The sequence below is a fragment of the Mucilaginibacter aurantiaciroseus genome (genome assembly GCF_024055595.1).
Lineage (GTDB): Bacteria > Bacteroidota > Bacteroidia > Sphingobacteriales > Sphingobacteriaceae > Mucilaginibacter > Mucilaginibacter aurantiaciroseus.
In genome coordinates this window covers 1,462,953-1,487,008 of record NZ_JAMXOF010000001.1, presented here as the reverse complement: position 1 = coordinate 1,487,008, position 24,056 = coordinate 1,462,953, and the positions used below count along the sequence as shown (strand labels likewise).

Below are 24,056 nucleotides of genomic sequence, written 5' to 3'. Positions count from 1 at the left end.
CACACACTTATAATGAAAAATAGATATACCTATACCATCGCCGCCATCGCATTAATAACCATATCGTCATGCGGTGACAAAAAATCAAAGGATGCCGCCATTGCCCAGCCGCCTACACCTGTAAATGTTGTAGAGGCTAAAAAAGCCGACGCGATTTACTATGATAAATACCAGGGCACTGTTACCGCACTTAACTCTGTTGAGCTGCGCAGCCAGGTTGGTGGTTTTATTACCGGCATCTTTTTTAAAGAAGGTGACGTGGTACAAAAAGGCAAGCCTTTATATGAAATAGACCGCCGTAAATATGTTGCCGCTTACGAGCAAGCCAAAGCAAACCTGCTTAGTGCCAAAGCAAACCTAAGCAAAGCACAAAAAGATATTGACCGCTATAACATGCTGTTAAAGAACGACGCCGTGGCCCGCCAAACGGTTGACCAGGCTACCGCCTCTTACGAAATCAGCCGCAGCCAGGTTGCTGTAGCGCAGGCAGGGGTTGAGTCTGCCGCTACCGATCTTTCTTACGCTACCATTAGGGCGCCGTTTACGGGCCGTATTGGTATTTCGCAGGTTAAATTAGGTGCACAGGTTTCACCGGGTACTACCTTATTAAACACGATATCAACAGGCAACCCAATTGGTGTTGACGTGGTGATAAACGAGCAGAACATAAACCGCTTTTACAAATTGCAAAAAGCAAGTACCGATATTACCTTTCTATTGCAAACTGCAGATGGTACTATATTTAATAAACCGGGTAAAGTATTCGCTATTGACCGTGGCGTTAGCGACCAAACAGGTACCATTAAAGTACGGATCCAGTTCCCTAATGCTGACGATCAATTGAAGGATGGCATGAGCTGTGTGTTGCAGGTGTTGAACGATAATTCGGGCGACCGCGTGCAGATTCCATATAAAGCCATTACCGAGCAAATGGGTGAGTTTTTTGTATTTGTGTCGCAAGATACCATCGCGAAGCAGGTGAAAGTGCAATTGGGTCCCCGCATCCAAAGCAATGTGGTTATTATGGACGGCGTTAAACCAGGTGATAAAATTATAACCGAAGGTTTCCAGCGCTTACGCGATGGTGGTAAAATAACACTTGGCCCACCGGCTGGTGCAAGTGGAGCCCCGGCTGCTAAATAATAAACGCGTTTTTACGATAGCTACTTAATGGGGCATATCCCGAATATTTTAAGAAAAAGACATATATAATGATCGCAGATACTTTTATAAAACGCCCGGTAACCGCTATAGTCATATCACTGGTTATACTGATCGTTGGGTTGCTGGCCATGTCGAGCCTCCCGATAGGGCAATACCCCGAAATTACACCGCCTACCGTGCAGGTAACCGGTACTTATACCGGTGCTGATGCCTTAACGGTTGAGCAAACCGTTGCCACACCTGTAGAAGTGCAGGTAAATGGTACCCCCGGTATGACCTACCTGCAAAGTAACAGCACAGGTAACGGCGCCATGAGCATGACCGTTAACTTTGAAGTTGGTACCGATATTAATAACGCCGCGCTTGATGTGCAAAACCGTGTAGGTATAGCCCTGCCAACCCTGCCGCAAGAGGTACAGCGCTTGGGTATGATAGTACGTAAACGTAACCCAAGTATTTTGATGCTGGTGGCCATGTACTCTCCAAAAGGATCGCACGGTGTTACCTTTACAGATAACTATACCAACGTATTTATAAAGGATGCGCTACTGCGTACCAAAGGTGTGGGTGACGTGTTTACACGTGCCGATGACTTTAGTATGCGTATTTGGCTTAAGCCTGATAAACTGGCTGCCCTGAACATGACATCGGCAGATGTTACGGCTGCTTTGGCTGAACAGAATGCACAGGTAGCTGCCGGTACGGTAGGTGCAACACCGCAAATGAAGGGGCAAACCTTTGAGTACAGTGTACTGGTTAAAGGCCGTTTAACAGATAAGGCAGAATTTGAGAATGTTGTGGTGAAGACTATCCCGAAAACTGGCGCTGTAGTGCATTTGAAAGATATTGCACGGGTAGAACTTGGTAAATTTAATTATGCGGGTAACTCGTTTGTTGATGGTAAAAGGGCATCCTACCTGTTAATATATCAGGCACCGGGTAGTAACGCTATCGAAACTGCTGATAATGTAACCGCTACCATGAATGAACTTAAAAAATCGTTCCCTGCGGATATTGATTACGTGGTTCCGTTTGAATCGGTTACGGTGGTGAAAGTGTCTCTTAAAGAGGTTATAGAAACTTTGGTTATAGCTTTGTTCCTGGTAATTGTGGTGGTATTCTTATTCCTGCAAAACTGGCGTACAACGCTTATCCCGGTACTGGCTATCCCGGTATCTATAGTGGGTACTTTCATCTTCTTTGTGCCATTAGGCTTTACTATTAATACACTTACGCTATTCGGTTTTGTACTGGCCATTGGTATCGTGGTGGATGACGCCATTGTAGTGGTAGAGGCCGTGCAGCATTACATGGATGAGAAAGGAATGAGCCCTCAAGAGGCAACCCACCACGCCATGAAAGATATATCGGCGCCGGTTATCGCTATCGCTTTGATCCTTGCGGCGGTGTTTGTACCGGTGGGTTTTGTGCCTGGTATTGTTGGCCGTTTGTACCAACAGTTCGCGATCACTATTGCTATTTCGGTATTGATCTCGGCATTTGTAGCTTTATCGCTTACACCTGCATTGTGTACTATATTATTACGCCCGCATAAAATTGATGAGAAATCGACAGGATTAAATAAACTGTTCTACAAATTTAACCAGTGGTTTGACAGGATTACCGGCCGCTACCGTAACGCGGTAGATAAGGGGATAAAAAACTCCAAATTTGTGGTAATTATATTGTTATGTATTGTTATAGGCACGGTATTGCTGTTCAGAAAAAAACCATCGGGTTTTTTACCGCTGGAGGATGAAGGCCGTATCTACGTAACTTACGATTTGCCTGAAGGTTCATCAACAGAGCGTACCGTAGCAGTATTACACGAAATGATGGATACGCTTAAAACCGTACATGCTATTAATCACTACGCCGCGTTAGGTGGGTTAAACGCGGTTAACTTTGCAACAAAAAGCAACAGTGCAACCATATTTGTTCAGCTGAAACCGTGGGAAGAACGTACAAAAGATCAAGACAAGTTAAACGGTGTTATCGCAACCATACAGAAAAAACTGTCTAAGTTTAAAGAGGCCAGTGTAGTTGTTATCTCTCCGCCTGCAATTCCGGGTTTAGGTAACACGGGTGGTTTCTCGTTCATATTACAGGAAAAAGAGGCAGGTGGGGACATTAAGAAGTTTGAAAAGGTTTTGAACACGTTTGTAGCCGCAGTTAATAAACGCCCCGAAATTGCGAAAGCATTTTCTTTCTTTGGTGCGCATACACCGGCTTACCAGTTAACTATTGACAGGGAAAAAGCTAAGAAATTAGGTGTGAAGATCTCCGATGTGAATGCTACCCTTCAAACCTACATGGGTAGTGCTTATATAAACGACTTTACCGTATACGGCCGTAACTTTAGGGTGGTGGCACAAGCCGATACAAACTATCGTACCAATATTGCAAACATAGGCCAGTACTTTGTACGTAACGATGCCGGTGCAATGGTGCCATTAAGCACATTAACCAGTTACAAGGTTATTGAGAATGCCCCCTTAATATCGCATTACAACCTTTTTCGCTCTGCGGAGATAAACGGTAGCACTAAGCCCGGCTTTAGTAGCGGAGATGCTATTACTGCCTTAAAAGAAGTAGCTGCGCAAACCCTACCGCAGGGTTATGGTTACGAGTTTTCGGGCTTAAGCCGCGAGGAGTTGTTATCGGGTTCAAAAACCATTTACATATTTGCCCTTTCGATAGGCTTTGTGTTCTTGTTCTTGGCTGCGTTGTATGAAAGCTGGTCGGTACCGTTCTCGGTACTGTTGGCTGTACCGCTGGGAGCGTTTGGTGCGATCCTGTTCCTGATGTTTAAACCAAGCTTAACCAATAACGTTTACGCGCAAATTGGTTTGATTACGTTGATAGGGTTGGCGGCCAAAAATGCCATCCTGATCGTAGAGTTTGCTAAAGAACGTGTGGATAGGGGGATGAACCTCGAGAAAGCTACCCTGGAAGCGGTAAGGCTGCGTTTACGGCCGATCATCATGACATCAATGGCATTTATATTGGGTGTGTTACCGTTGCTATTTGCATCAGGTGCCGGTGCCGAATCAAGAAAGACCATTGGCTGGACAGTTTTCGGCGGGATGTTTATGGCTACATCGCTGGCTATTTTTATAGTGCCGGTGTTGTATTACATCATTACTAAATTCGCTTACGGCGATGCTAAACTCGCCGAAATGGAAAAGAACTACAAACCCGATCCTGAGATAGATCCCAAATCATAATATTACAAAGCCTCCGTTACAACGGAGGCTTTTTTTATGTATAGAATAATTTTGTGATGCCAAATCTTGGCACCTGCCGCAGTTTGCATTAAAAAAAACCGTCCTAAAATCTATAAAAACTAAACTTTTAGCAAATAACCGAAACTTTTAAAAGTTGTTCACAAATGTTAAATAACTTTTTTAACATTATTTGACCACGGCGGTTTAAAAGTCAAAATTATATTGATTATCAACACATAAGGCTTTAAAACAAGCCATAATGGAGTTTTTTTATGTGTCACTTAAAAATCATTTAACCGTTAAATTGTGCCAATTGGCAGAGTATTTGATTATTGCCGTGTATCACAATTAATAATTGTATTACTAAAAAACACGACAATGAAAAAAATGACAAAAATCATAGCGGTTGCTTTTACAGCAGCAGCTTTATTTATCGGCACAAATGTTATCGCACAATCTACTCCAAAAAGTGCCTTGCGATTAGGTTTAGGTGTGGAAGGTTTACTACCAACGGGTAACTTACATGATATCTCTAATGTTGGTATAGGTGGTACCGCACGTTTACAATACGGATTAGCTGATAATTTGGCTTTAACTTTAACATCAGGTTACTACAACTTTTTTGGTAAAGAACTTGGTAATACCAATATTAAAACAGCTTCGTATGGTATGATACCTGTAAAATTAGGTGTTAAGGCGTTTTTTACTCAAAATCTTTATTTTGGTGCTGAAGTTGGTGCGGGTTTTGAAACTAAAACTTTTGGAGCGCTTAAAAATCAAGACACAGAAGGGTTAAGTAAAAATACAAAATTAATTGCGTCACCTGGAATTGGTTACGCTTCTCAAAAATGGGATGTAGGTGTTCGTTACGAGAATTATTCTGGCCAGAGTAATAACTTTGGTACAGTTGGTTTACGTATAGCTTACGGTTTCGGTTTATAATATTGCCGAAATTCTACTTAACAAAAAGCCCCTCGTCTATTTGGCGAGGGGCTTTTTTATTTGGTTTGAATCAGGATTGTTCAAATTTACAGCATTCTGAAAATTCTTTAGGCAAGTAAAAACCGATTCAGAATACTAAACTAATTTAGCCAGCGCTGTCCTTATCCTCTTTACAGCTTCTACCAATTTATCTTCGGCAGCGGCGTAAGAAATGCGGATAGATTTTTTATCGCCGAACGAATCACCACCTACGGTAGCAACATGTGCTTCTTCTAATAAGAAAATGCTCAGTTCGTCGGCATCGTTAATGGTTTTGCCGTTAAAGCTTTTACCAAAAAATGAAGTAACGTTAGGAAAGAAGTAAAACGCGCCATCGGGCAAGTTCACAGTAACTCCCGGAATGTCTTTTAGCAAACCATAAACAAGGTCGCGGCGTTTCTGGAACTGCTCGCGCATTTGATGAACGGTTTCTAAACCACCTGTGTAAGCGGCAACGCCGGCTTTTTGTGTGATAGAGCATGTACCTGATGTTATCTGGCCCTGGATCTTATCACATGCGGCAGCAATTTCGCTGTTTGAGGCGGTATAACCAATCCTCCAGCCGGTCATGGCAAAAGCCTTCGACCATCCGTTAACGATCACCACGCGATCTTTAATGCTTGCGAACTGTGCAATCGACTCGTGGCCGCCAATAAAGTTAATATGTTCGTAGATCTCGTCGCTCAGGATATAAATCTCCGGATATTTTTCAAATACTTTAGCCAAGCTCTTTAACTCATCCTTACTGTAAACACTGCCGGTAGGGTTACAAGGAGATGAGAACATGAACAATTTAGTTTTAGGCGTAATAGCCGCCTCTAATTGCTCTGCAGTAATTTTAAAATTGCTTTCAACTGTGGTTTCAATAAAAACGCTTACGCCTTCGGCAAGCTTTACAATTTCAGAATACGAAACCCAGTAAGGGGTAGGGATAATAACTTCTTCGCCGGGGTTAACCAAACACAATATGGTGTTGGCAAGGGCTTGTTTGGCGCCGGTAGAAACTACAATTTGCGTATCGGTATAATCCAGGTTGTTCTCTGTCTTTAACTTACCAACCACGGCCTTGCGCAGGTCCGGGTAACCGGCTACAGGTGTATAATAAGTAAAGTTTTTATCCATTGCCGTTTTTGCGGCTTCCTTAATATGCTCGGGGGTATGAAAATCGGGCTCTCCAAAGCTAAGGCTTATTACATCTACACCTTTGGCAGCCAATTCGCGGCCCATTTTAGCCATCTTAATGGTTTGGGATTCTGACAGGTTGTTTATCCTGTTACTTAATGCGCTCATATTGTTGTTTTTATTACTGCGGCAAATATAGAAAATTAGTTTACACACCTTTTGCGATATATATAAACTATACCTAAAATGTTTAGTTATGGGCGAATTGCAAAATGTGTTGTAATAAATAAACTGTGTCAGAACCATTTTAAACTAAACATGTTGCAATTTTAACCGAACGGCAAGATGAAAAATCCGTAAGTTTGGCCTCTCTTAAAAGGTTGGTTTTGAAGGAACATAAAAGGATAATTTTAATGTCGCTTATCACCGGTGTTGTGCTGATGGTGATGAAATTTGGCGCGTATTTTTTAACAAATTCCAACTTTGTACTAACCGACGCTGCCGAAAGTATTGTAAACGTAGTGGCAAGTTCTTTCGCGTTCTTCAGCATCTATCTGGCATCGCAACCGCGCGATGAAAACCATCCATACGGCCATGGTAAGGTCGAATATTTTTCCGTTTTTATAGAGGGTGCTTTAATAGGTATTGCGGGTGTCATCATCATCGCGAAATCAACTTATAGCATATTTTATCCCGAGGTTATTCATGATCTTTTGCTGGGTGCCATTATTATAGGTGTAACCGGCACGATCAACGGCGGGTTAGGATATTATATGATCCGTAAAGGTAAATCGTTACGTTCTATTACTATTGAAGCAGACGGGCATCATTTATTAACAGATACCGTTACCAGTTGCGGTCTTGTTATAGGCTTGCTGCTGATCTACTTTACTAAGATATTATGGCTGGATAGTGTGCTGTCTATCCTTGTTGGTTTTTATATATTATTTACCGGTTACAAATTGATTCGCCGTTCTGTTGCCGGGTTAATGGACGAAACCGATTTTAGCATCGTAAGCGATGTGGTTACTGTTTTAGGCGAACAACGCCGCGAAGAATGGATAGACATTCACAACCTGCGCGCTCAAAAATACGGTAACGAACTGCACATAGATTGCCACCTTACTTTGCCAAACTATTTCGACCTTAACCGGGTGCACGCGGAAGTGAAACTGGTAGAACAACTGGTGAATAAAAACGCAGGCATCCTGACCGAATTTTTTATTCATACCGACCCATGCCTGCCGGATTGCTGCCACTACTGCAGCATGCCAAATTGCCCCATAAGGAGCGAGGCCAAAACAGAGGATATCCCCTGGACGATGGATAAAGTAATGCGCAACAAAAAGCACTATGAATAACAAGTTTTTCAACGTACGTGTTTACGGCCTGCTCATAAACGCAAACAATGAGGTTTTGATAAGCGATGAGCAGGAGTATGGCTTCCGCTTTACTAAGTTCCCCGGTGGTGGGTTAGAGTATGGTGAGGGGTTGATAGAAGGCCTTAAACGCGAGTTTGTTGAAGAATGCAATACAGAGGTAGAAGTGACCAGCCATTTTTATACTACCGATTTTTTTGTAAAATCTGCATTTAACGATTCACAGATCATCAGCGTTTATTACCTGGTGAAGGCAGTATCCGACTTAAGGGTTACCACCAAAATTGAGGTATTTGATTTTGAGGGCGAAGGCGATATCTTACAATCTTTCCGCTGTGTAAAGCTGAGTGAGCTTAATGTTGATGCCTTTACCTTCCCAACCGACCAGTACGTTGCCGATCTATTATTAAAAACACTATGAACTTAGCCGAACGCGATCTAAAAGTTATCTGGCACCCCTACACGCAAATGAAAACGGCGCAGCCGCCAATCCCTATTGTTAGAGGCAAGGGCACCTGCCTGTATGCCGAAGACGGTACAAAATATATAGATGCCATATCATCGTGGTGGGTTAACATCCACGGGCATTCGCACCCATACATCGCCAAAAAAATTGCCGAACAGTTAACGGTTCTGGAGCATGCTATCTTCGCAGGCTTTACACATCCCGGAGCAGTTGAACTGGCCGAGCGTTTACTTGCTATCCTACCAAATAATCAAGCCAAAGCATTCTACTCTGATAATGGCTCTACCGCTATAGAGGTTGCTATAAAAATGTGCCTGCAATACTGGTATAACAAAGGCGAGCAGCGCACCAAGATAATTGCGTTTAAGAATGCTTACCACGGCGATACATTCGGCGCCATGTCGGTAAGTGGGCGTAGCGCCTTTACAGCTGCTTTTGATACCCTATTGTTTGAGGTGGATTTTATTGACTTACCTGATGCGTGTAATATCGACGCTCTTAAATCTCAAATCTCAAGTCTCAAATCTCAGATCTCATCTTTTATTTTCGAGCCATTGGTGCAAGGCTCTGCCGGGATGATCATGTACGAGGCAAAGTATCTGGATGAACTGATGGCGCATTGCCAAAAGGAAGGTGTTTTGCTGATAGCCGATGAAGTGTTTACCGGTTTCGGCCGCACTGGCAAGTCTTTCGCCTGCGAACATGTACAAACACAACCCGATATCATGTGTTTCTCTAAAGGCCTTACAGGCGGCACCATGGCTTTTGGGTTGACAACCTGTACACAGGAAATTTACGATGCGTTTTTGTCTTACGATAAAATGAAGACGCTGTTCCACGGGCATTCATACACGGCAAATCCAATAGCATGTTCTGCAGCTTTGGCCAGTCTGGATCTGTTCCTTGAGCCATCAACCCAACAAAATATTGACCGTATTGCTGCCAAACACACAGCCTTTGCTGAAAAAGTTAAAGGACATAAATCCATAAAAATCACTCGCCAAACAGGTACAATCCTGGCGCTGGAATGGGAAACGGGTAACAATACGTCATATTTTAGCGCCCTGCGCGATAAATTGTATCACTACTTTTTAGATAAGGGCATAATTTTAAGGCCCCTTGGGAATATAATTTACATTTTACCCCCATATTGCATTACTGATACCGAACTCGATTACATTTACACCACCATCAGGCAAGCCCTCGATGAGATCTAAACTATGGAACTAAATACAATATTACCCCAAATAATTGCCGATAACCAGCTGCACGCGCGTTGGTTAAATACGCTATCGTTAATGGAAAACACCGGAGCCCGTAAAATCTCCGCAAGTGAAGACCCTGCAACGGTTACTTACATTATATTAAAGCATGCTGCAGAAGAGCATCGCCACGCGTTCTACCTAAAAAAACAGATAGAAAAAACAGGTAAAGATTTGCCAACCTATTCTGCCGAATACCTGATAGCACCTGCGTTCAGCAAGTATTACCTAAACCAATTGGATATTGATGTTTGCCGTTACCTTAAAAACGAAATGCATTTAACCGGCGCCGAACTGCGTTTTGCGGCATACCTGTTGGTTACCTACGCTATAGAAGTACGTGCCGATGAACTTTATCCAATTTACCAGGACGCGCTTGATGCCGTTGGTAGTAAGGTGAACGTGAAATCGATTATCTTGGAAGAAGAAGGCCACCTGGAAGAAATGATAAACCAGTTGCGAAAGTTCTCGCCAGCTTGGGAAGGCCACGCGCAAAAGGCTGTTGATATGGAAACCCGCTTGTTTAAACAATGGGTTAACAGTTTATCGTCAGAACTAGTCTGAACCAAAATTTCCTGAATTAAAGAATTTGAATGCATTAATAACCTTCTCAAATATTAAAGCCCGGTAATTAATAACTACCGGGCTTTGTTTTTTAAAAGGTTGGTTGGTTTAGTTACCGCCGCCGCCCATAGATTTTAGGTCGTCCATTGAAATCTTATCAAAATCAGCCGGAACGCTGAAAGTACCTGCAGGTACTTTTTGTTCTACAATATTTTTGATAGTAACCTCAGATGACTGCCCGTTTTGGAAAGTTACGTACTGGATAGGGAAACCGCCTGCTTTAGCATAAAATTTAGATGCTGAGTTTACAGGCAACGAAACATCGTTAGTTACCCAAATGTCGTAAGATTTACTTGTTTTAGGATCTGTAGCAATAACTTTTTTGCAGTTAAAACCATTGATAACTTTAGTTTCGGTACCCGGTTTAAAATCAAGTACCGGCATTTTTGACATTTGTTCTTCAATTTCGGCAGGCGTAGCAATAGCCGCTTTTTTTATGGAAGCTACAGGTACGTCAACCATAATAGCCATGTAAGTGCCTTTAGCGTCTGTTAAAACCTTAATAGCAGCAGGCCCCGAGTTAAAAGCAACTGCAGATGAGTCGGTCCTGAAGTAATTTTTTGCTTCGATAGACTGGCCCATAGCGTTCATGCTTATGGTAGCAATGCCCTCTTTATAAACTTTTTGCGCGCTGGCGCTAATAGCTGTTGCGGTTAGGGCTATACCCATGGCAACAGTAAATAATTTATTCTTCATAGTTTTAATTTGATGGATACAATTTAGTGTGTAATTAATTCGTGTGCAAACTTTTTTAAGATATTTTTTAATTATTTATGTGGATTAGATACGATACAGACCGATTTGTTACGTTTTAATATATTATAATTCACTTGTATCGGCTTTACCCTGTCTTTAAATTCGGTAATGTAGCTGTTTGAATTATCAGCATTAATAATAACTGTTTTATTCTTAATTAAAGCTGTATTTAAAAATGCGTTACCGCTCACAAATAAATAATTGATACCCAATTGCTGGGGGATAGACTTTATTTTACTGCTATCGTTTAACAATAGTAGTTTTTTATTTTGGAAGCTAATGAAGTTGCCTTGCTTTATTAAATAAGGCTTACAAATATTATCGGCTGTATTATAAACCTTATAATCCGTTATTCGGTTGCTATCCAGCCCCGGCTGTATAGCATATTTAAAGTATTTGTCCATTTCAGGCAGATCGCTTATGACCACGCCCTGGTTACCGTTCTTAAATACGATGCCGGCATGTTTTCGCAGGTTTAAAAAGGTAATGGTGCTGGATGTATCGGCTTTAAGTTTTTTAAGGCTGATGCTTATGCTCAATATAAGCACACAAACCAAAGTTACTTTTATCAGCCATTTCTTTTTGTCATATAAGTAATAAAACAGGAAGATGATGATCGCGTAAAGCAACAGGTGTTCAAACTTTGTTAACCATATTTTGCCAATACTGGCATAGGGCGAATGTTCTATAAAAACGAGGGCTTTGTTTATTAGCAATATACTTTGCTCCAACACATATCCCAGGGCTTTAGATACATAAGGCAATTGCGGCAGCAGCAACAAAAGCAAGCCACTGTACATGACGATGATGATAGGAATGGTTATCAATAAATTGCTCACCAAAAAGTAAACCGGGAACTGGTGAAAGTAATAAGCACTCAACGGAAACGTAATTACCTGCGCGGCAATAGAAACAGAGCAGGCCAGCCAGATCTTATCTATCCATTTATTCTTAACGCTAAACCACTCATAAACTATTGGCTGGAAAACAACCAGCCCGGCAACTGCAAGGTACGACAGTTGAAAACCTACATCCGTCATTAAAAACGGATCATATAGTAACAGGCCAAAAGCTGAAGCCGCCAGTAAGTTTAACGTATTAATGTACCTGCTGTAAGTTTTACCTGTGATAATTAAACTAATCATCACCGCGGCCCTGCAAACCGCCGGAGAAAAGCCTGTGAGCAATGCGTAAACCCATATCAAGATGACAATTACAACAGCCTTGATGATCTTGCCATGTTTGGAAGTATCCAGAAAGCCAAGCATCCAACCCAATAGTAAATAAATAATAGCCGCATGCCCACCCGATACCGATAGGATATGGATGGTGCCCGTTTTAGAATAGGCCTGCAACACATCGTTACTCAGATTGGCCTTGTAGCCCAGTATCAGGGTGGTTGCTACCGCGATGGCTGTAGTATCCTGCATATTACGCTTGAATTTGTCTACCAGGTTTTGCCTGGTCTTAAGCGCATAAGCAATAACAGGATTGCCATTCCCCGTGGAGATGATTTTATATTGCTTTGGATACAAGAACGCCTGGTAATGAACATTTTTATTGGCCAGGTATTGCTTATAATTAAACTCGCCCGGGTTAAAAGACGGGTCGACTGCCGAGTAATTTGCGGGGATAAGTAACTGTTCGCCATAGAACATGTTTTTAGCCAGCTCATCCTTAATAGTAATAAGTAAAGTACCGCTGGTTTTGCTTGCTTGTTTATTGTTTATTACTTGTTTAGCAACTGCCGTAAAGCGCACCAGGTCGTCTTTTACTTTAGGTTCTGATGTGATGGTAACTAATATTTTTTGCGCAGGTGCTTTTGAGAAATGATTAGGTTTATTCAACTCGTTATGTTCAACGGTAATAAACCAACCCAATAAAAATAAAATTGGGTAAAGCAATGCCCCGCCAAGCCAGCGCGCTTTATAAAGGCGCAGTTTGGTGTAGACAAAATTTAACCCGATGAATAATAGCGTAAATGCTATCAGCCCTGCTAAAACAATACCATCAGATGTATTTAAACAGAAAAGCGCGCCGGTGATGCCTGCTAAAAAGGGGAGTAGTAATACAACAACGGGTATTTCGCCCTTGTGCTTAGCAATCATAGGTTTAGTATTCAGCTCCCTCTCAACCTCCCCAAGCGGGTGAGACTTTTTTATTTAAGCCCTCCCTTTCGGGGAGGGTTTGGGTGGGGCTGCATAAAAATAGAATAATTACAACTGGTCGCGCACTTCCAACAGGAATTTTTTCATGCTTTCCAACGAATCTATCACGCGCTGGCTATCGCGGGTATCGCCCATGTTGGTTTTCAAGTGGTCTTTAGCGCCTTGCAGGGTGTAGCCTTTGTCGTTAATCAGGTGAAAGATGATTTTAAAGTTCTCCAGGTCTTCGGGGGTGAAATACCTGTTGCCCTTTTTGTTTTTTTTTGGCTGCAATACATCAAATTCTTTCTCGTAAAAACGTATCAACGACTGGTTAACATCAAACATGGCAGATACTTCGCCCATGGTATAATACATTTTGTTGATCTCGCGGTCTTTGTAGGGCATGTACAAATGTAGTATTTTAGTAAGTAAGTGTGCAAGTGCTTAAAGCGTAAAATAATAAATCATAAAGCTACAAATACCTATTCATAATGGCAGGGATCAAATTCTATTTTAACTAAACTATAAAATGTATTATTTTAGTAACTTAATTAAGTTATGATTAAAACCTTTACCTTTTGTGCCATAGGCATATTATTTGTCAAAATTGCTTTTGGTAATACGGCAGATTCTGTTGTAACTATTAGTTCGGCAATAGAAAACTATCAATTTGTTTATAACACAAAAACCGCATCGGTAGAGATAAAGCAAAAGCTCACCACTACTTATATTGCCAATAACTTCCAGGCCAGCGTGCCGGTGGTACAAGGCTATAATAACCACTTTACCATAACTAATGTTGAATGTAAGGTTGATGGACGCATCCCTTGGGGCTTTAAGCCAACCTACACTTACTATGGCAGCGATGATATTTTCTACTCCGATCAAAAAATCTGTTATTTCCCCCTAATTATTCCTAAAAAGGGTGGGCTTGGTATAGTTACTTTTGCCGAAACGGTTGATGACCCGCGTTACTTTACCAATATTGGTTTTTCTGAAAGTTATGTTGTAAACCAAAAACAAATTGTTGTAAAGGTGCCCCGCTGGATGAAAGTGGAACTTAAAGAGTACAACTTTAACGGTTTTAATATCACCAAAAGTACACAATACATTAGCGGCGAAGATGCCGATGTAATTACTTTTACTATTAAAAATTTGCCGGCTACCAAGCAAGAAAGCAACAGCCCCGGCCCAACGTACCTGTACCCGCATTTAATGGTGCTGTGCAAATCGGCAACGGTTGGCGGCAAAACCTTTACTTACTTTAACACGCTCGACGATCAGTATAAGTGGTACCATAGTCTCATTAAAAGCACCATTGCAGATCAGGGCGCAATAACAGCCAAGGCTAAAGAGCTTACCGGCGGGCAAACTAACGATATCGAAAAAACAAAAGCGATATTTTACTACGTGCAGGACAACATCAGATACATTGCTTTTGAAGATGGTATGGCCGGTTTTAAACCCGAGAATGCCGACGAAGTATTACGCAAAAAATATGGCGATTGTAAAGGAATGGCAAACCTTACCAAGGCTTTGCTAACAGCAGCCGGTTATGATGCCCGGCTTTGCTGGCTGGGTACTAAACATATAGCTTATGATTATCAAACCCCATCGCTGGCGGTTGATAACCACATGATATGCGCCCTTAATTATAAAGGCAAAACCTATTTTTTGGATGCAACCGAAAGCTACCTTGGGTTTGATGAATATGCAGAACGTATCCAGGGAAGACAGATCCTGATAGAAGATGGCGAAAAATATCAACTTACTAAAGTGCCCGTTGCGCTTGCAGGGCAAAACGCTAACGCACAAATATCAAAACTATCTATTACAGCCGGTGCTATAACAGGTACGGTTAATTACGTTTGGAAAGGCGAGGATAAGGAAGAGATACTTACAGGTATAAACAGCATAAAACGCGAAAAGACCGAAGACGCCATGGTCAGATACCTGTCGGGTGATAACAACGATTATAAGGTAACCAACCTAGCACTATCAGGTACAAGTAACCCCGATAAAGATTTAACAGCTACTTACGCTTTAACCACCAAAAATGGCATTTCATTGTTTGGCAAAACTTACTATATCGATTTGGATAACACTAAGGAATTTATAAATGGTGCAATCAAAACCGACGAGCGCCGGCACGATTACTGGTTTAGCCACAGGCAAAACCTAACACGCAATGCAGAACTGGCTATACCCCAAGGTTATAAAGTTGCTTCGTTGCCGGCAGCTTTAAAAATTGTGAACCCCAATTACGAGTTTCATGTGCAGTATGTGCCCGCAGGCGATAAGGTCACCTACAAAAAAAGCATTATCATAAAAAACACGCATTTGCCCAAAACCGGCTTTGCTCAGTGGAATGCGGATATTGAACAATTGGTCAAAACATATAACGACGCACTAACTATAAAACCTATTTCTGAATGAAAAAACCTTTACTCTTATTATCCTTTTTAATAACTACCTGTAGCGCAGTTTATGCGCAAAGCTACAACGAAAAAGCCGCCGAGATACAAAAAACGGTGTGGGGTAACGCCACGCCTGAATTTAGCTTAAAACAGGTGCCGGCTAAATATGCTAACGAAAGTGCTGTAATATTAGCGCAATCGTATAACATACAGCGTACATCTAATTTAAAGTTTAAATTCCTGATTGTAACGGCTAGTATTGCCAATCGGGTTACCAGGGTATCAACCCTGCACGAACGCGTTAAAATAAACGATAAGTCTGCATTGGAACGCTACTCAACTCTTGAGTATCAAAAAAAGCTGGACAAAAGCATGTCGTTCCTTATCGCTAAAATCAATGATGTGCATAACACCTACATTGGCGCTAAAATAATTAAACCGGGCGGGCAGGAAACCGTAGTGAATACCGGAGAAGAGGTGTTGTTGAAAAATACCGGAAAAGATCAGAAAGGAAAGCTTGCAATACCCGGCCTGCAGGTTGGTGATATATTAGATTATTACATCAGCAATAACGATCTGTCGGAAAATGCCATGGAAGATTCTTACAAAAAGAATGACCAGGTTTATGTATTGGCAGATGAATACCCCATACTTAACTATTCGCTTTATTTTCAATTTAACAGTAAAACTTCAGTTTACTACATAGCTGCTAATGGTGCGCCCAAACTTGAGGAAAGCACCCTGCCTAATGGCGACCTGGTTTATAAACTGAGCAAGAAGGAAATGCCTAAATATCAAAGCCAAAAGTGGGTTTCGGTATATCGCCAATACCCTTATATCGAGATCAGCAGCGCTGCCAAATCAAAAATGATGAGCATGGGTAACCCCACTGCAAAGGCCGGCGGCCTTACCGCTAACAAAGAGCTTTTCCAAACTTTTTTTCACGAGGTAAATAACCCCATTGATGAAGAGCCTAAAAAGATCATGAAAGATTATTTTGACAGTAGGAAAAACCTGAAGGCAGCGCCGCTTGATAGTTCAATGAAGATTTTATATGACGCCTGGAAGCTGCGCTTATTTGGCAATTTTGATAAGGATGACGTGGATGATTTAAAAGCGTTAAACTATCGTACAGCAAAAGGCACCATAGCTACCATAAATATGAGCCGCCTTTTAACAGATATGGATATTGTACATGAAGTGCTGTTGGTTTGCTCGCGAAATACCAGTAGCCTGGATAACGTTTTCAATTTTTCTGACCTTGATGCTGTGATTCGCATAAGCAACGGTAACAAGCCATTATATATGTGCTTTGACGATGCTGTAACCCATTTTAACGAGATACCGGCGAAGTTCCAGGGCGAAAAGGCTATTAGCCTTGTGCCTAAGCGTAAAAGCGCCACCAAGTATGTGTTTGATGAAATGAACACAACCATCCCAATGGTAAGTGCCGACAAAAACCATGTTGAGGAAAAAGTTGAAGTATCTTTACTGGCCGATATGCAAAAGTTAAAAGTGCAGCGATTAGTAAAGCAAACCGGCTACATGCGCCACGACGGCCAGAAAAACCTGCTGAGCGCAATGGATATCGATAATGGCCTGATGGAACTGGTAAAAGGGCCCCCGCTTGCCAAACGACTTTCAAAAAATTACGAGACCAAAAAATCTGCAGATGCCTTTTTAGGTGGCATGGGCAAATCACAGGTAGAGGTCCGTAAAAGCTTTATGGACGAAGCGCAAGAGCAGTTTGGGCAGGAGCCCGTGCAAATAAGCGACTATAAAGTGATAAATCCCGCCCTCGAAAATAACAAACCTGTGTTTGAGTTTTCATCAACGGTGATACTTAATAACCTTGTTAAAAAAGCAGGCAACAACTATATAGTAGATGCTGGTAAACTTAAAGGCAGTTTTGTTCAGTTAGATGAAAAAGACAGGAAGCGTACGCGTGATATTTATATGCCTGCCGCACGCAGCCTTACTTTTACAATAAACCTGGCCATACCGCAAGGATACCAGGCAAAGGGAGTGGAAGAATTAAATACCAAAAAAGCTAATAAAACAGGTTCTTTTACCTCTTCGGCCACAGTTAAGGGTAATGTGTTAAGTATTATAGTTAGCCGTGTTTATGCTGGTAATTTCGAAAAAGCCGCCGACTGGCCCTTGGTTACCGAACTGGTTGACGCCGCCTTTGCGTTTAACAACCAAAAGATCCTTCTTGAGAAATAATTATTGCGGGTTATACATATAAAAGGCGGTGATTTATTCTCCGCCTTTTGTATGTATGGTCAATTCAGTTAATTCCAAAATTCTATTAATTCAGGTTCAGACAATTTTCTACCTTTGCACCCTATGACCGCTAAAGAAATACGCCAGGCTTTTCTTGATTTTTTCGCTTCTAAAGGCCACATTATTGTGCCAAGCGCACCTATTGTTGTAAAAAACGACCCCACCCTGATGTTCACCAACGCAGGGATGAACCAGTTTAAAGATGTGTTTTTGGGCGAAGCTCCTGCAAAAGCCCCACGCGTGGCCGATACCCAACGCTGCCTTCGCGTTAGCGGTAAACATAACGATTTGGAAGAGGTGGGTATTGATACCTATCACCACACTATGTTTGAGATGCTGGGTAACTGGAGCTTTGGCGACTACTTTAAAAAAGAAGCTGTTGACTGGAGTTGGGAGTTATTGACCGAAGTTTACAAATTGGATAAGAGCCGCCTCTACGTAACTTATTTTGAAGGCGACGAGAAAGAAGGACTTGAAAAAGATACCGAAACCTACGAACTGTGGAAACAATATGTAGATGAAGCAAATATTTTGCCCGGCAATAAAAAAGATAACTTTTGGGAAATGGGCGAAACAGGCCCCTGCGGACCATGTTCGGAGATTCACTTTGACAGTCGCCCGGATAATGAGCGTGCGGAGGTTAGCGGTGCTACTTTAGTTAACGCCGATCACGACCAGGTGATAGAGATCTGGAACAATGTATTCATGCAGTTTAACCGTATCAAAGATGGTTCGTTGCACCCGTTGCCGGCCAAGCACGTGGATACCGGGATGGGGTTCGAGCGTTTGGTGCGTGTGTTGCAAGGCAAAAGTTCAAATTACGATACCGACGTTTTCCAACCGATGATCCAATTCATTGCAGAGAAAAGCGGTAAAAAATATAACAGTGCCGCTAAACCCGGCGATGCGGATTGGGCTGATGCTGTGGCCATGCGCGTACTGGCAGATCATATCCGTGCTATTAGCTTTGCCATTGCCGATGGGCAACTACCCGCAAGTAACAAAGCAGGTTACGTTATCCGCAGGATTTTACGCCGTGCGGTACGTTATAGCTACCAAACCTTAAATTTTAAAGAACCATTCTTTAATGAGTTAGTGCCATTACTGGCCGAACAGTTTAAAGGTGTGTTTGATGAGTTATACTCACAAAAGGATTTTGTGCAGAAGGTGATTTTGGAGGAGGAGGTTGCTTTTCTTAGAACTTTATCTGCTGGTATTAGAAGGTTTAATGAGTTGACCTCTATTTTTGCCTCTATAACAAGTGTGGAATATCCTGAGGGCACAATAAAAGATATACCCACCGGTCGAAAAATTAAAGGAGAGCACGCTTTTGAACTGTCTGATACCTACGGTTTTCCAATTGACTTAACCGAATTAATGGCTCGAGAACAAGGTTTTGCAGTTGACATGGAAGGCTTTGAACAAGCTCTTCAAACCCAAAAACTCCGTTCACGCGCTGCAACTGCTGTTAGCGCGGGCGACTGGGTGGTACTTCGTGGTGGTGATAATACCGAGTTTACGGGTTATGATGAGATGTTGACACAGGCCGAGATCCTAAAATACCGTAAAGTAACCACGCAGGGTAAAGAGCAATACCAGCTCGTGCTGAACCGTACACCATTCTACGCGGAAGGTGGCGGCCAGGTAGGCGATACCGGTAACTTAATGAGCGAATGGTACGATGAAAAAAAAGGCAACCTTAATTTTGAGATTACAGATACTAAAAAAGAAAATGGCTTGATCATTCATTACGCTAACCTTTCGCCGTATTATGATATGGAGACAGGCGAGCAAAAAGAGTGGGAATTGCCAAACCCAATGCCAACCCGTTTCCAGGCGGCCATCAACATGGGTAACCGCATCATGACCAATGCTAACCACTCGGCAACACACTTGCTGCATGCCGCGTTAAAAGAAACCCTGGGCGAGCACGTAAACCAAAAAGGTTCATTAGTAAACCCGGATCAGTTGCGTTTCGATTTTTCACATTTCAGTAAGGTTACGGATGATGATATAGAAGTATTAGAACGCATCGTTAACCAAAAAGTGCGCGAGGCTATCCCTTTAAAAGAAGAGCGCAGTGTACGTTACGACGATGCCATAGCAAGCGGCGTTACAGCCCTGTTCGGTGAAAAATATGGCGATTATGTACGCGTAATAACCTTTGATGATAAATTCAGCAAGGAACTTTGTGGTGGTACCCACGTACAAAACACCGCCGAAATAGGCTTCTTCAAAATAACAGGCGAAAGCGCTGTAGCTGCAGGTGTACGCCGTATAGAGGCTATTACCAGTTACCACTCTCAGGATTATATCCAAGCCCAGTCGCGACAAATAAAAGCCTTAAAAGACCTTTTAAAGAACCCAAATGACCTTTCAAAAAGCATCGAAAGCCTGATAGAAGATAACAACCGCATGAAAAAGGAACTGGAGAAAGCAGTCCTGATGAAAGCATCCGGTTTAAAAGATCAGCTGGCTAAAACTGCGGAGGAGATCAACGGTATCAACTTCATCGCCCAAAGGGTGGAGCTGCCAAATGCCGATGCGGTTAAAACTTTGGCTTATCATTTGAAAGATATTGTTCCAAACTTGTTCCTGGTATTGGCTGCCGATATCAACGGCAAACCAAGCATTACCGTAATAATAGATGAAACTTTGGTAAAAGAAAAAGGCCTGCATGCCGGCAATATCGTAAAAGAGCTTGCTAAAGAAGTTAAAGGGGGTGGCGGTGGTCAGCCATTCTTCGCTACAGCGGGGGGCAGCGATTTAAGTGGTATTAATAATGCGCTGGCTAAAGCCAAAAGCTTTGTAAGCTAAGTAATCAACTTACTATATACTTTAAGCAGAACGATCGCCTTATTAGGTGGTCGTTCTGCTTTTATCAGTTAGTGGCGGCCATTGCCACCACCGTGTCCACCCGGTTTACCGCCACCGCCATGTTCACTGCCGCCATTTCCGCGGCCACCGCCATGTTCTTGTCCTCTTCCTGGTCTACGGTTCCTGTCACGTCCGGGTCCTCTGCCTGGGCCACGGTTTACATAGCGTGTGCGGTTCACAATGGTTGTATGCGGGCGGTAATACCTGTCGCGGATAATGCCACCCCTTATACCGCGGTATCGGGCATATCTAACACGATCGCTGCTGTAATAGTGGTATGGGTTGGGCCTATATACAGCCACTTTATAACCATTATTGATATTGTAATAATTATAGCGGGGCGGTAAACTGTTTCTCCAGATCCAGTTGTTGCCATTCAAAAAAATGTATTGATGTGTTGGTGCATAATAATAGCTATTCACATCCGGCAGGTAATAATAATTGGCATCGGCATATTCTACAGGCGGGCTCCAGGTGCCTACGTTAAGGCTAACGCTCACCTGCGCTTTTGAGGCGGTTACTGATGCTGCAAGGATGAACATCCCGGTAAGCATTCCTAAAACTGTTCTTTTCATAATATGTGTTGTAAGTGCATGTGATTCTGTAACGATTAAAGTAACAGACACCTCATTAAATAAAAGGTTTAACAAATTGTTTGCGCCGGGCAAATCCATTTCAAAAAATAGCTATGAAAAATAGATATATAAACTATATTTGGCATGTTTCATCAATGCTGAATAACAGCTGAATATATAATATGGCAGTTCTACAAAGCGGCGTGAGTGATAAATACGAGTTGGTTGTTGGGTTAGAGGTTCACGCGCAGTTATCCACTTTAAGTAAGGCTTTTTCATCAGATTCGGCAGCATTTGGCGCCGAACCAAACCACCACGTTAGTCCGGTTTCGCTGGGGCACCCCGGCACGTTGCCGCGCATTAATAAACGCATGATAGAGTATGCCGTAAAAATGGGCCTGGCCTGTAATTGCAGCATCAACCTGCAAAACACCTTTGCCCGTAAAAATTACTTTTATGCCGATCTGCCCAAAGGTTTTCAAACCACGCAAGATCAGCAGCCGATCTGCCTGGGCGGTAGTGTAACTGTAAAGTTGGCTAACGGTACTTCAAAAACCATCGCCATCCATCACATCCACATGGAGGATGATGCCGGCAAAAGTTCGCACGATCAGCACGACTATTATTCGCTTATTGACCTGAACAGGGCAGGGGTACCACTTATCGAAATTGTATCCGAGCCCGATATGCGCAGTGCCGAAGAGGCAGGCCAGTTCCTGACCGAGGTGCGCCGTTTATTGCGTTACCTTGATATTTGCGATGGTAATATGGAGGAAGGCAGCATGCGTTGCGATGCCAATATATCTGTACGCTTACGAGGCGCTGCTCAATATGGCAACCGTTGCGAAGTCAAGAACCTTAACTCTATACGTAACGTGCAGCGTGCCATCGAGCATGAGTTTGCACGCCAGGTAGAAGTGATAGAAGCAGGTGGCCACATCGATCAAAATACATTGAACTTTAATGCAGATACCGGCGAAACATCCATACTCCGTTCCAAAGAAATGGCGAACGATTACCGCTATTTCCCCGAGCCAGACTTGTTGCCTGTTCAAATTACTGAAATCCAACTGGCAGACATCCGCAATAAAATGCCGGCATTACCAAATGAGCTGTTTGAAAAATACACCTCAAAGCTTGGCCTGTCGGATTACGATGCCGGGGTTATCATTGCCGATAAAGAATTTGCCGCCTACTTTGAAGCGTTAATAAAATACACTGCCAACTATAAATCTGCCGCTAACTGGGTGATGGGTGCGGTAAGATCTTACATTAATGATAATAGCATCAACATAGCCGAATTTAAGTTATCGCCACAAAACCTAGCCGGGTTAATTACACTGGTTGATGAGGGTAAAGTGAACAATTCGGTAGCCGCGCAAAAATTATTTCCCGAAATGTTGAAAGGAAATAACAAAACTGCCGACCAATTAGCTAAAGAACTAAATTTGCTGATCAGCGAAGACACCAATGAGGTTGACGAATTTATCCGCGCGGCCTTAGCAAAATATCCAGACAAGGTTGTAGAATACCAAAAGGGTAAAAAGGGCGTTTTAGGCTTGTTTATGGGCGAAGTGATGAAGCTATCAAAAGGAAAGATAGACCCGCAAAAAACCAATCAGCTTTTAATAAAAGAATTAGAATCTAAATAAAGATCATGAAAAACCGTATTGTTACCTGCCTGACATTTGTGGCAGTGTTCGCTATTTCGTCTTGCAAGCAGGCTACCACCTTTACCTTATCGGGTAAGTTGGAAAACCCCGGCAGCATTAAAAAAATATACCTGTTAGCTGCAGACAGCGCCCAGGTGAGTATTATCGATTCAACGGACGTTAGCGCCGGTAAAAATTTTACCTTTAAACACTCGTCGCCATACGCTAACTTGTACAAACTGCGCATCGGGGGCAACATCTACGATTTTGTGGCAAAGAATGGTGACGCCATCACCTTTAAAACAGACATCGCTAACGTTAACCACGATTACGAGATCAGTGGTTCTGAAACTTCTAAAAAAATAAAAGAGTTCAATAAGATCAGCAACCTGTACGGTGCTAAAAATAGCAAGCTGTCTGACGAGTATACTAACAAATCTGCGGCGTTGGGTAAAGAGTCCGATTCGTTATTGAAGATCTATATCCCGCAATTCCAGAAAAACATTGCCGACTACAGCACCGAGGTTTTGAAGTTTGTGGGCGATAACAAAAAATCGCTTGCAGGTTTCTACGCCGCAACATCATTAGATCAATACAAGTACGAGCAGCAAATGGTTGCTTACTCTGATGATATTAAGGATGAATTTATGGATAACCCTGCCGTGCAAACCTTTTTACGCCAGATGGCCGCTGTAAAACCTATCTCGGTAGGCCATAAAGCACCCGACTTTACCATCAAGAGCATTGATGATAAAGAGGTAAAACTATCCGACTATAAAGGGAAGTATGTGATGCTTGATTTTTGGGCATCGTGGTGCGGCCCTTGTCGCCAGGAAAACCCTAACGTGGTTAAGCAATACAAAATTTACAAAGAAAAGGGCTTTAACATTCTGGGCATCTCTTTAGATATCGAGAAAAAAGACTGGAAACAAGCTATCAATGCCGATGGCTTAAGCTGGACGCATGTATCAGACTTACAGCGCTTTGAAGGCCCAACAGAAAAGCTTTACCACATTGAAGCTATCCCATCAAACTTTATCATTGACCCGCAAGGAAATATTGTTGCAAAAAATGTTACAGGAGCCGACCTTGAAGGATTTTTAAAGAAAACATTTAAATAA

At 42.4% G+C, this 24,056-nt stretch carries 17 protein-coding genes; 12 read left to right on the top strand and 5 right to left on the bottom strand.

What is annotated here, in order from left to right:
- The first annotated feature begins 12 nt into the window (after positions 1-12).
- From NAF17_RS06800 to NAF17_RS06790, 3 genes are all read left to right on the top strand, one after another.
- On the top strand, positions 13-1,143 hold the full coding sequence (locus NAF17_RS06800) for an efflux RND transporter periplasmic adaptor subunit (protein ID WP_252757227.1): 1,131 nt from the start codon (positions 13-15) through the stop codon (positions 1,141-1,143).
- A gap of 68 nt (positions 1,144-1,211) precedes the next feature.
- Positions 1,212-4,391, top strand: coding sequence for an efflux RND transporter permease subunit (locus NAF17_RS06795; protein ID WP_252757226.1), 3,180 nt, complete (start codon positions 1,212-1,214; stop codon positions 4,389-4,391).
- Between the two features lie 378 nt (positions 4,392-4,769).
- Entirely contained in the window at positions 4,770-5,333 is a 564-nt protein-coding gene (locus tag NAF17_RS06790) for a hypothetical protein (RefSeq protein ID WP_252757225.1), read from the top strand.
- 135 nt (positions 5,334-5,468) lie between these two features.
- Here the strand turns inward: NAF17_RS06790 and NAF17_RS06785 are convergent, their stop codons facing one another.
- Positions 5,469-6,662 carry a pyridoxal phosphate-dependent aminotransferase gene (locus NAF17_RS06785; RefSeq protein WP_252757224.1) on the bottom strand — a complete coding sequence of 398 codons (1,194 nt, stop codon included), beginning with the start codon at positions 6,660-6,662 and terminating at the stop codon, positions 5,469-5,471.
- A gap of 218 nt (positions 6,663-6,880) precedes the next feature.
- On the opposite strand from NAF17_RS06785, the gene NAF17_RS06780 reads away from it, so the two are divergent.
- Genes NAF17_RS06780 through NAF17_RS06765 form a run of 4 tightly spaced genes read left to right on the top strand, consistent with a single transcriptional unit; the run spans position 6,881 to position 10,165 of the window.
- The gene (locus tag NAF17_RS06780; RefSeq protein WP_256474433.1) at positions 6,881-7,855 is read left to right on the top strand and encodes a cation diffusion facilitator family transporter; all 975 of its coding nucleotides are present in this window, start codon (positions 6,881-6,883) and stop codon (positions 7,853-7,855) included.
- Entirely contained in the window at positions 7,848-8,294 is a 447-nt protein-coding gene (locus tag NAF17_RS06775) for an NUDIX domain-containing protein (protein WP_252757222.1), read from the top strand. The genes NAF17_RS06780 and NAF17_RS06775 overlap by 8 nt, the downstream gene beginning before the upstream one ends.
- A complete protein-coding gene (bioA, locus tag NAF17_RS06770; protein ID WP_252757221.1) occupies positions 8,291-9,556 on the top strand; it encodes an adenosylmethionine--8-amino-7-oxononanoate transaminase in 1,266 nt (421 codons plus the stop codon). The genes NAF17_RS06775 and bioA overlap by 4 nt, the downstream gene beginning before the upstream one ends.
- 3 nt (positions 9,557-9,559) lie before the next feature.
- On the top strand, positions 9,560-10,165 hold the full coding sequence (locus NAF17_RS06765; protein ID WP_252757220.1) for a hypothetical protein: 606 nt from the start codon (positions 9,560-9,562) through the stop codon (positions 10,163-10,165).
- A gap of 108 nt (positions 10,166-10,273) precedes the next feature.
- Here NAF17_RS06765 and NAF17_RS06760 read toward each other — a convergent pair whose 3' ends face one another.
- The 3 genes from NAF17_RS06760 to NAF17_RS06750 all read right to left on the bottom strand — a co-directional run bounded on the left by NAF17_RS06760 (position 10,274) and on the right by NAF17_RS06750 (position 13,533).
- Positions 10,274-10,921, bottom strand: coding sequence for a DUF4412 domain-containing protein (locus NAF17_RS06760; protein WP_252757219.1), 648 nt, complete (start codon positions 10,919-10,921; stop codon positions 10,274-10,276).
- A 71-nt stretch (positions 10,922-10,992) separates the two neighbouring features.
- A complete protein-coding gene (locus NAF17_RS06755; RefSeq protein ID WP_252757218.1) occupies positions 10,993-13,089 on the bottom strand; it encodes a ComEC/Rec2 family competence protein in 2,097 nt (698 codons plus the stop codon).
- Between the two features lie 108 nt (positions 13,090-13,197).
- A complete protein-coding gene (locus NAF17_RS06750; protein ID WP_252757217.1) occupies positions 13,198-13,533 on the bottom strand; it encodes a MerR family transcriptional regulator in 336 nt (111 codons plus the stop codon).
- A 153-nt stretch (positions 13,534-13,686) separates the two neighbouring features.
- Here NAF17_RS06750 and NAF17_RS06745 point away from each other — a divergent pair, with 153 nt between their 5' ends.
- The 3 genes from NAF17_RS06745 (at position 13,687) to alaS (ending at position 20,648) form a co-directional block, all read left to right on the top strand.
- Positions 13,687-15,564 carry a transglutaminase-like domain-containing protein gene (locus NAF17_RS06745; protein WP_252757216.1) on the top strand — a complete coding sequence of 626 codons (1,878 nt, stop codon included), beginning with the start codon at positions 13,687-13,689 and terminating at the stop codon, positions 15,562-15,564.
- Positions 15,561-17,771, top strand: coding sequence for a DUF3858 domain-containing protein (locus NAF17_RS06740; RefSeq protein ID WP_252757215.1), 2,211 nt, complete (start codon positions 15,561-15,563; stop codon positions 17,769-17,771). The genes NAF17_RS06745 and NAF17_RS06740 overlap by 4 nt, the downstream gene beginning before the upstream one ends.
- Positions 17,772-17,894: 123 nt before the next feature.
- The gene (alaS, locus tag NAF17_RS06735; RefSeq protein ID WP_252757214.1) at positions 17,895-20,648 is read left to right on the top strand and encodes an alanine--tRNA ligase; all 2,754 of its coding nucleotides are present in this window, start codon (positions 17,895-17,897) and stop codon (positions 20,646-20,648) included.
- A 68-nt stretch (positions 20,649-20,716) separates the two neighbouring features.
- Here alaS and NAF17_RS06730 read toward each other — a convergent pair whose 3' ends face one another.
- Positions 20,717-21,283 (bottom strand): hypothetical protein, encoded by a 567-nt coding sequence (locus NAF17_RS06730; RefSeq protein ID WP_252757213.1) that lies wholly within the window; start codon positions 21,281-21,283, stop codon positions 20,717-20,719.
- 182 nt (positions 21,284-21,465) lie between these two features.
- Between NAF17_RS06730 and gatB the strand changes: the two genes are divergently transcribed.
- On the top strand, positions 21,466-22,935 hold the full coding sequence (gene gatB / locus NAF17_RS06725; protein WP_252757212.1) for an Asp-tRNA(Asn)/Glu-tRNA(Gln) amidotransferase subunit GatB: 1,470 nt from the start codon (positions 21,466-21,468) through the stop codon (positions 22,933-22,935).
- A 5-nt stretch (positions 22,936-22,940) separates the two neighbouring features.
- Positions 22,941-24,056 (top strand): TlpA disulfide reductase family protein, encoded by a 1,116-nt coding sequence (locus tag NAF17_RS06720; RefSeq protein ID WP_252757211.1) that lies wholly within the window; start codon positions 22,941-22,943, stop codon positions 24,054-24,056.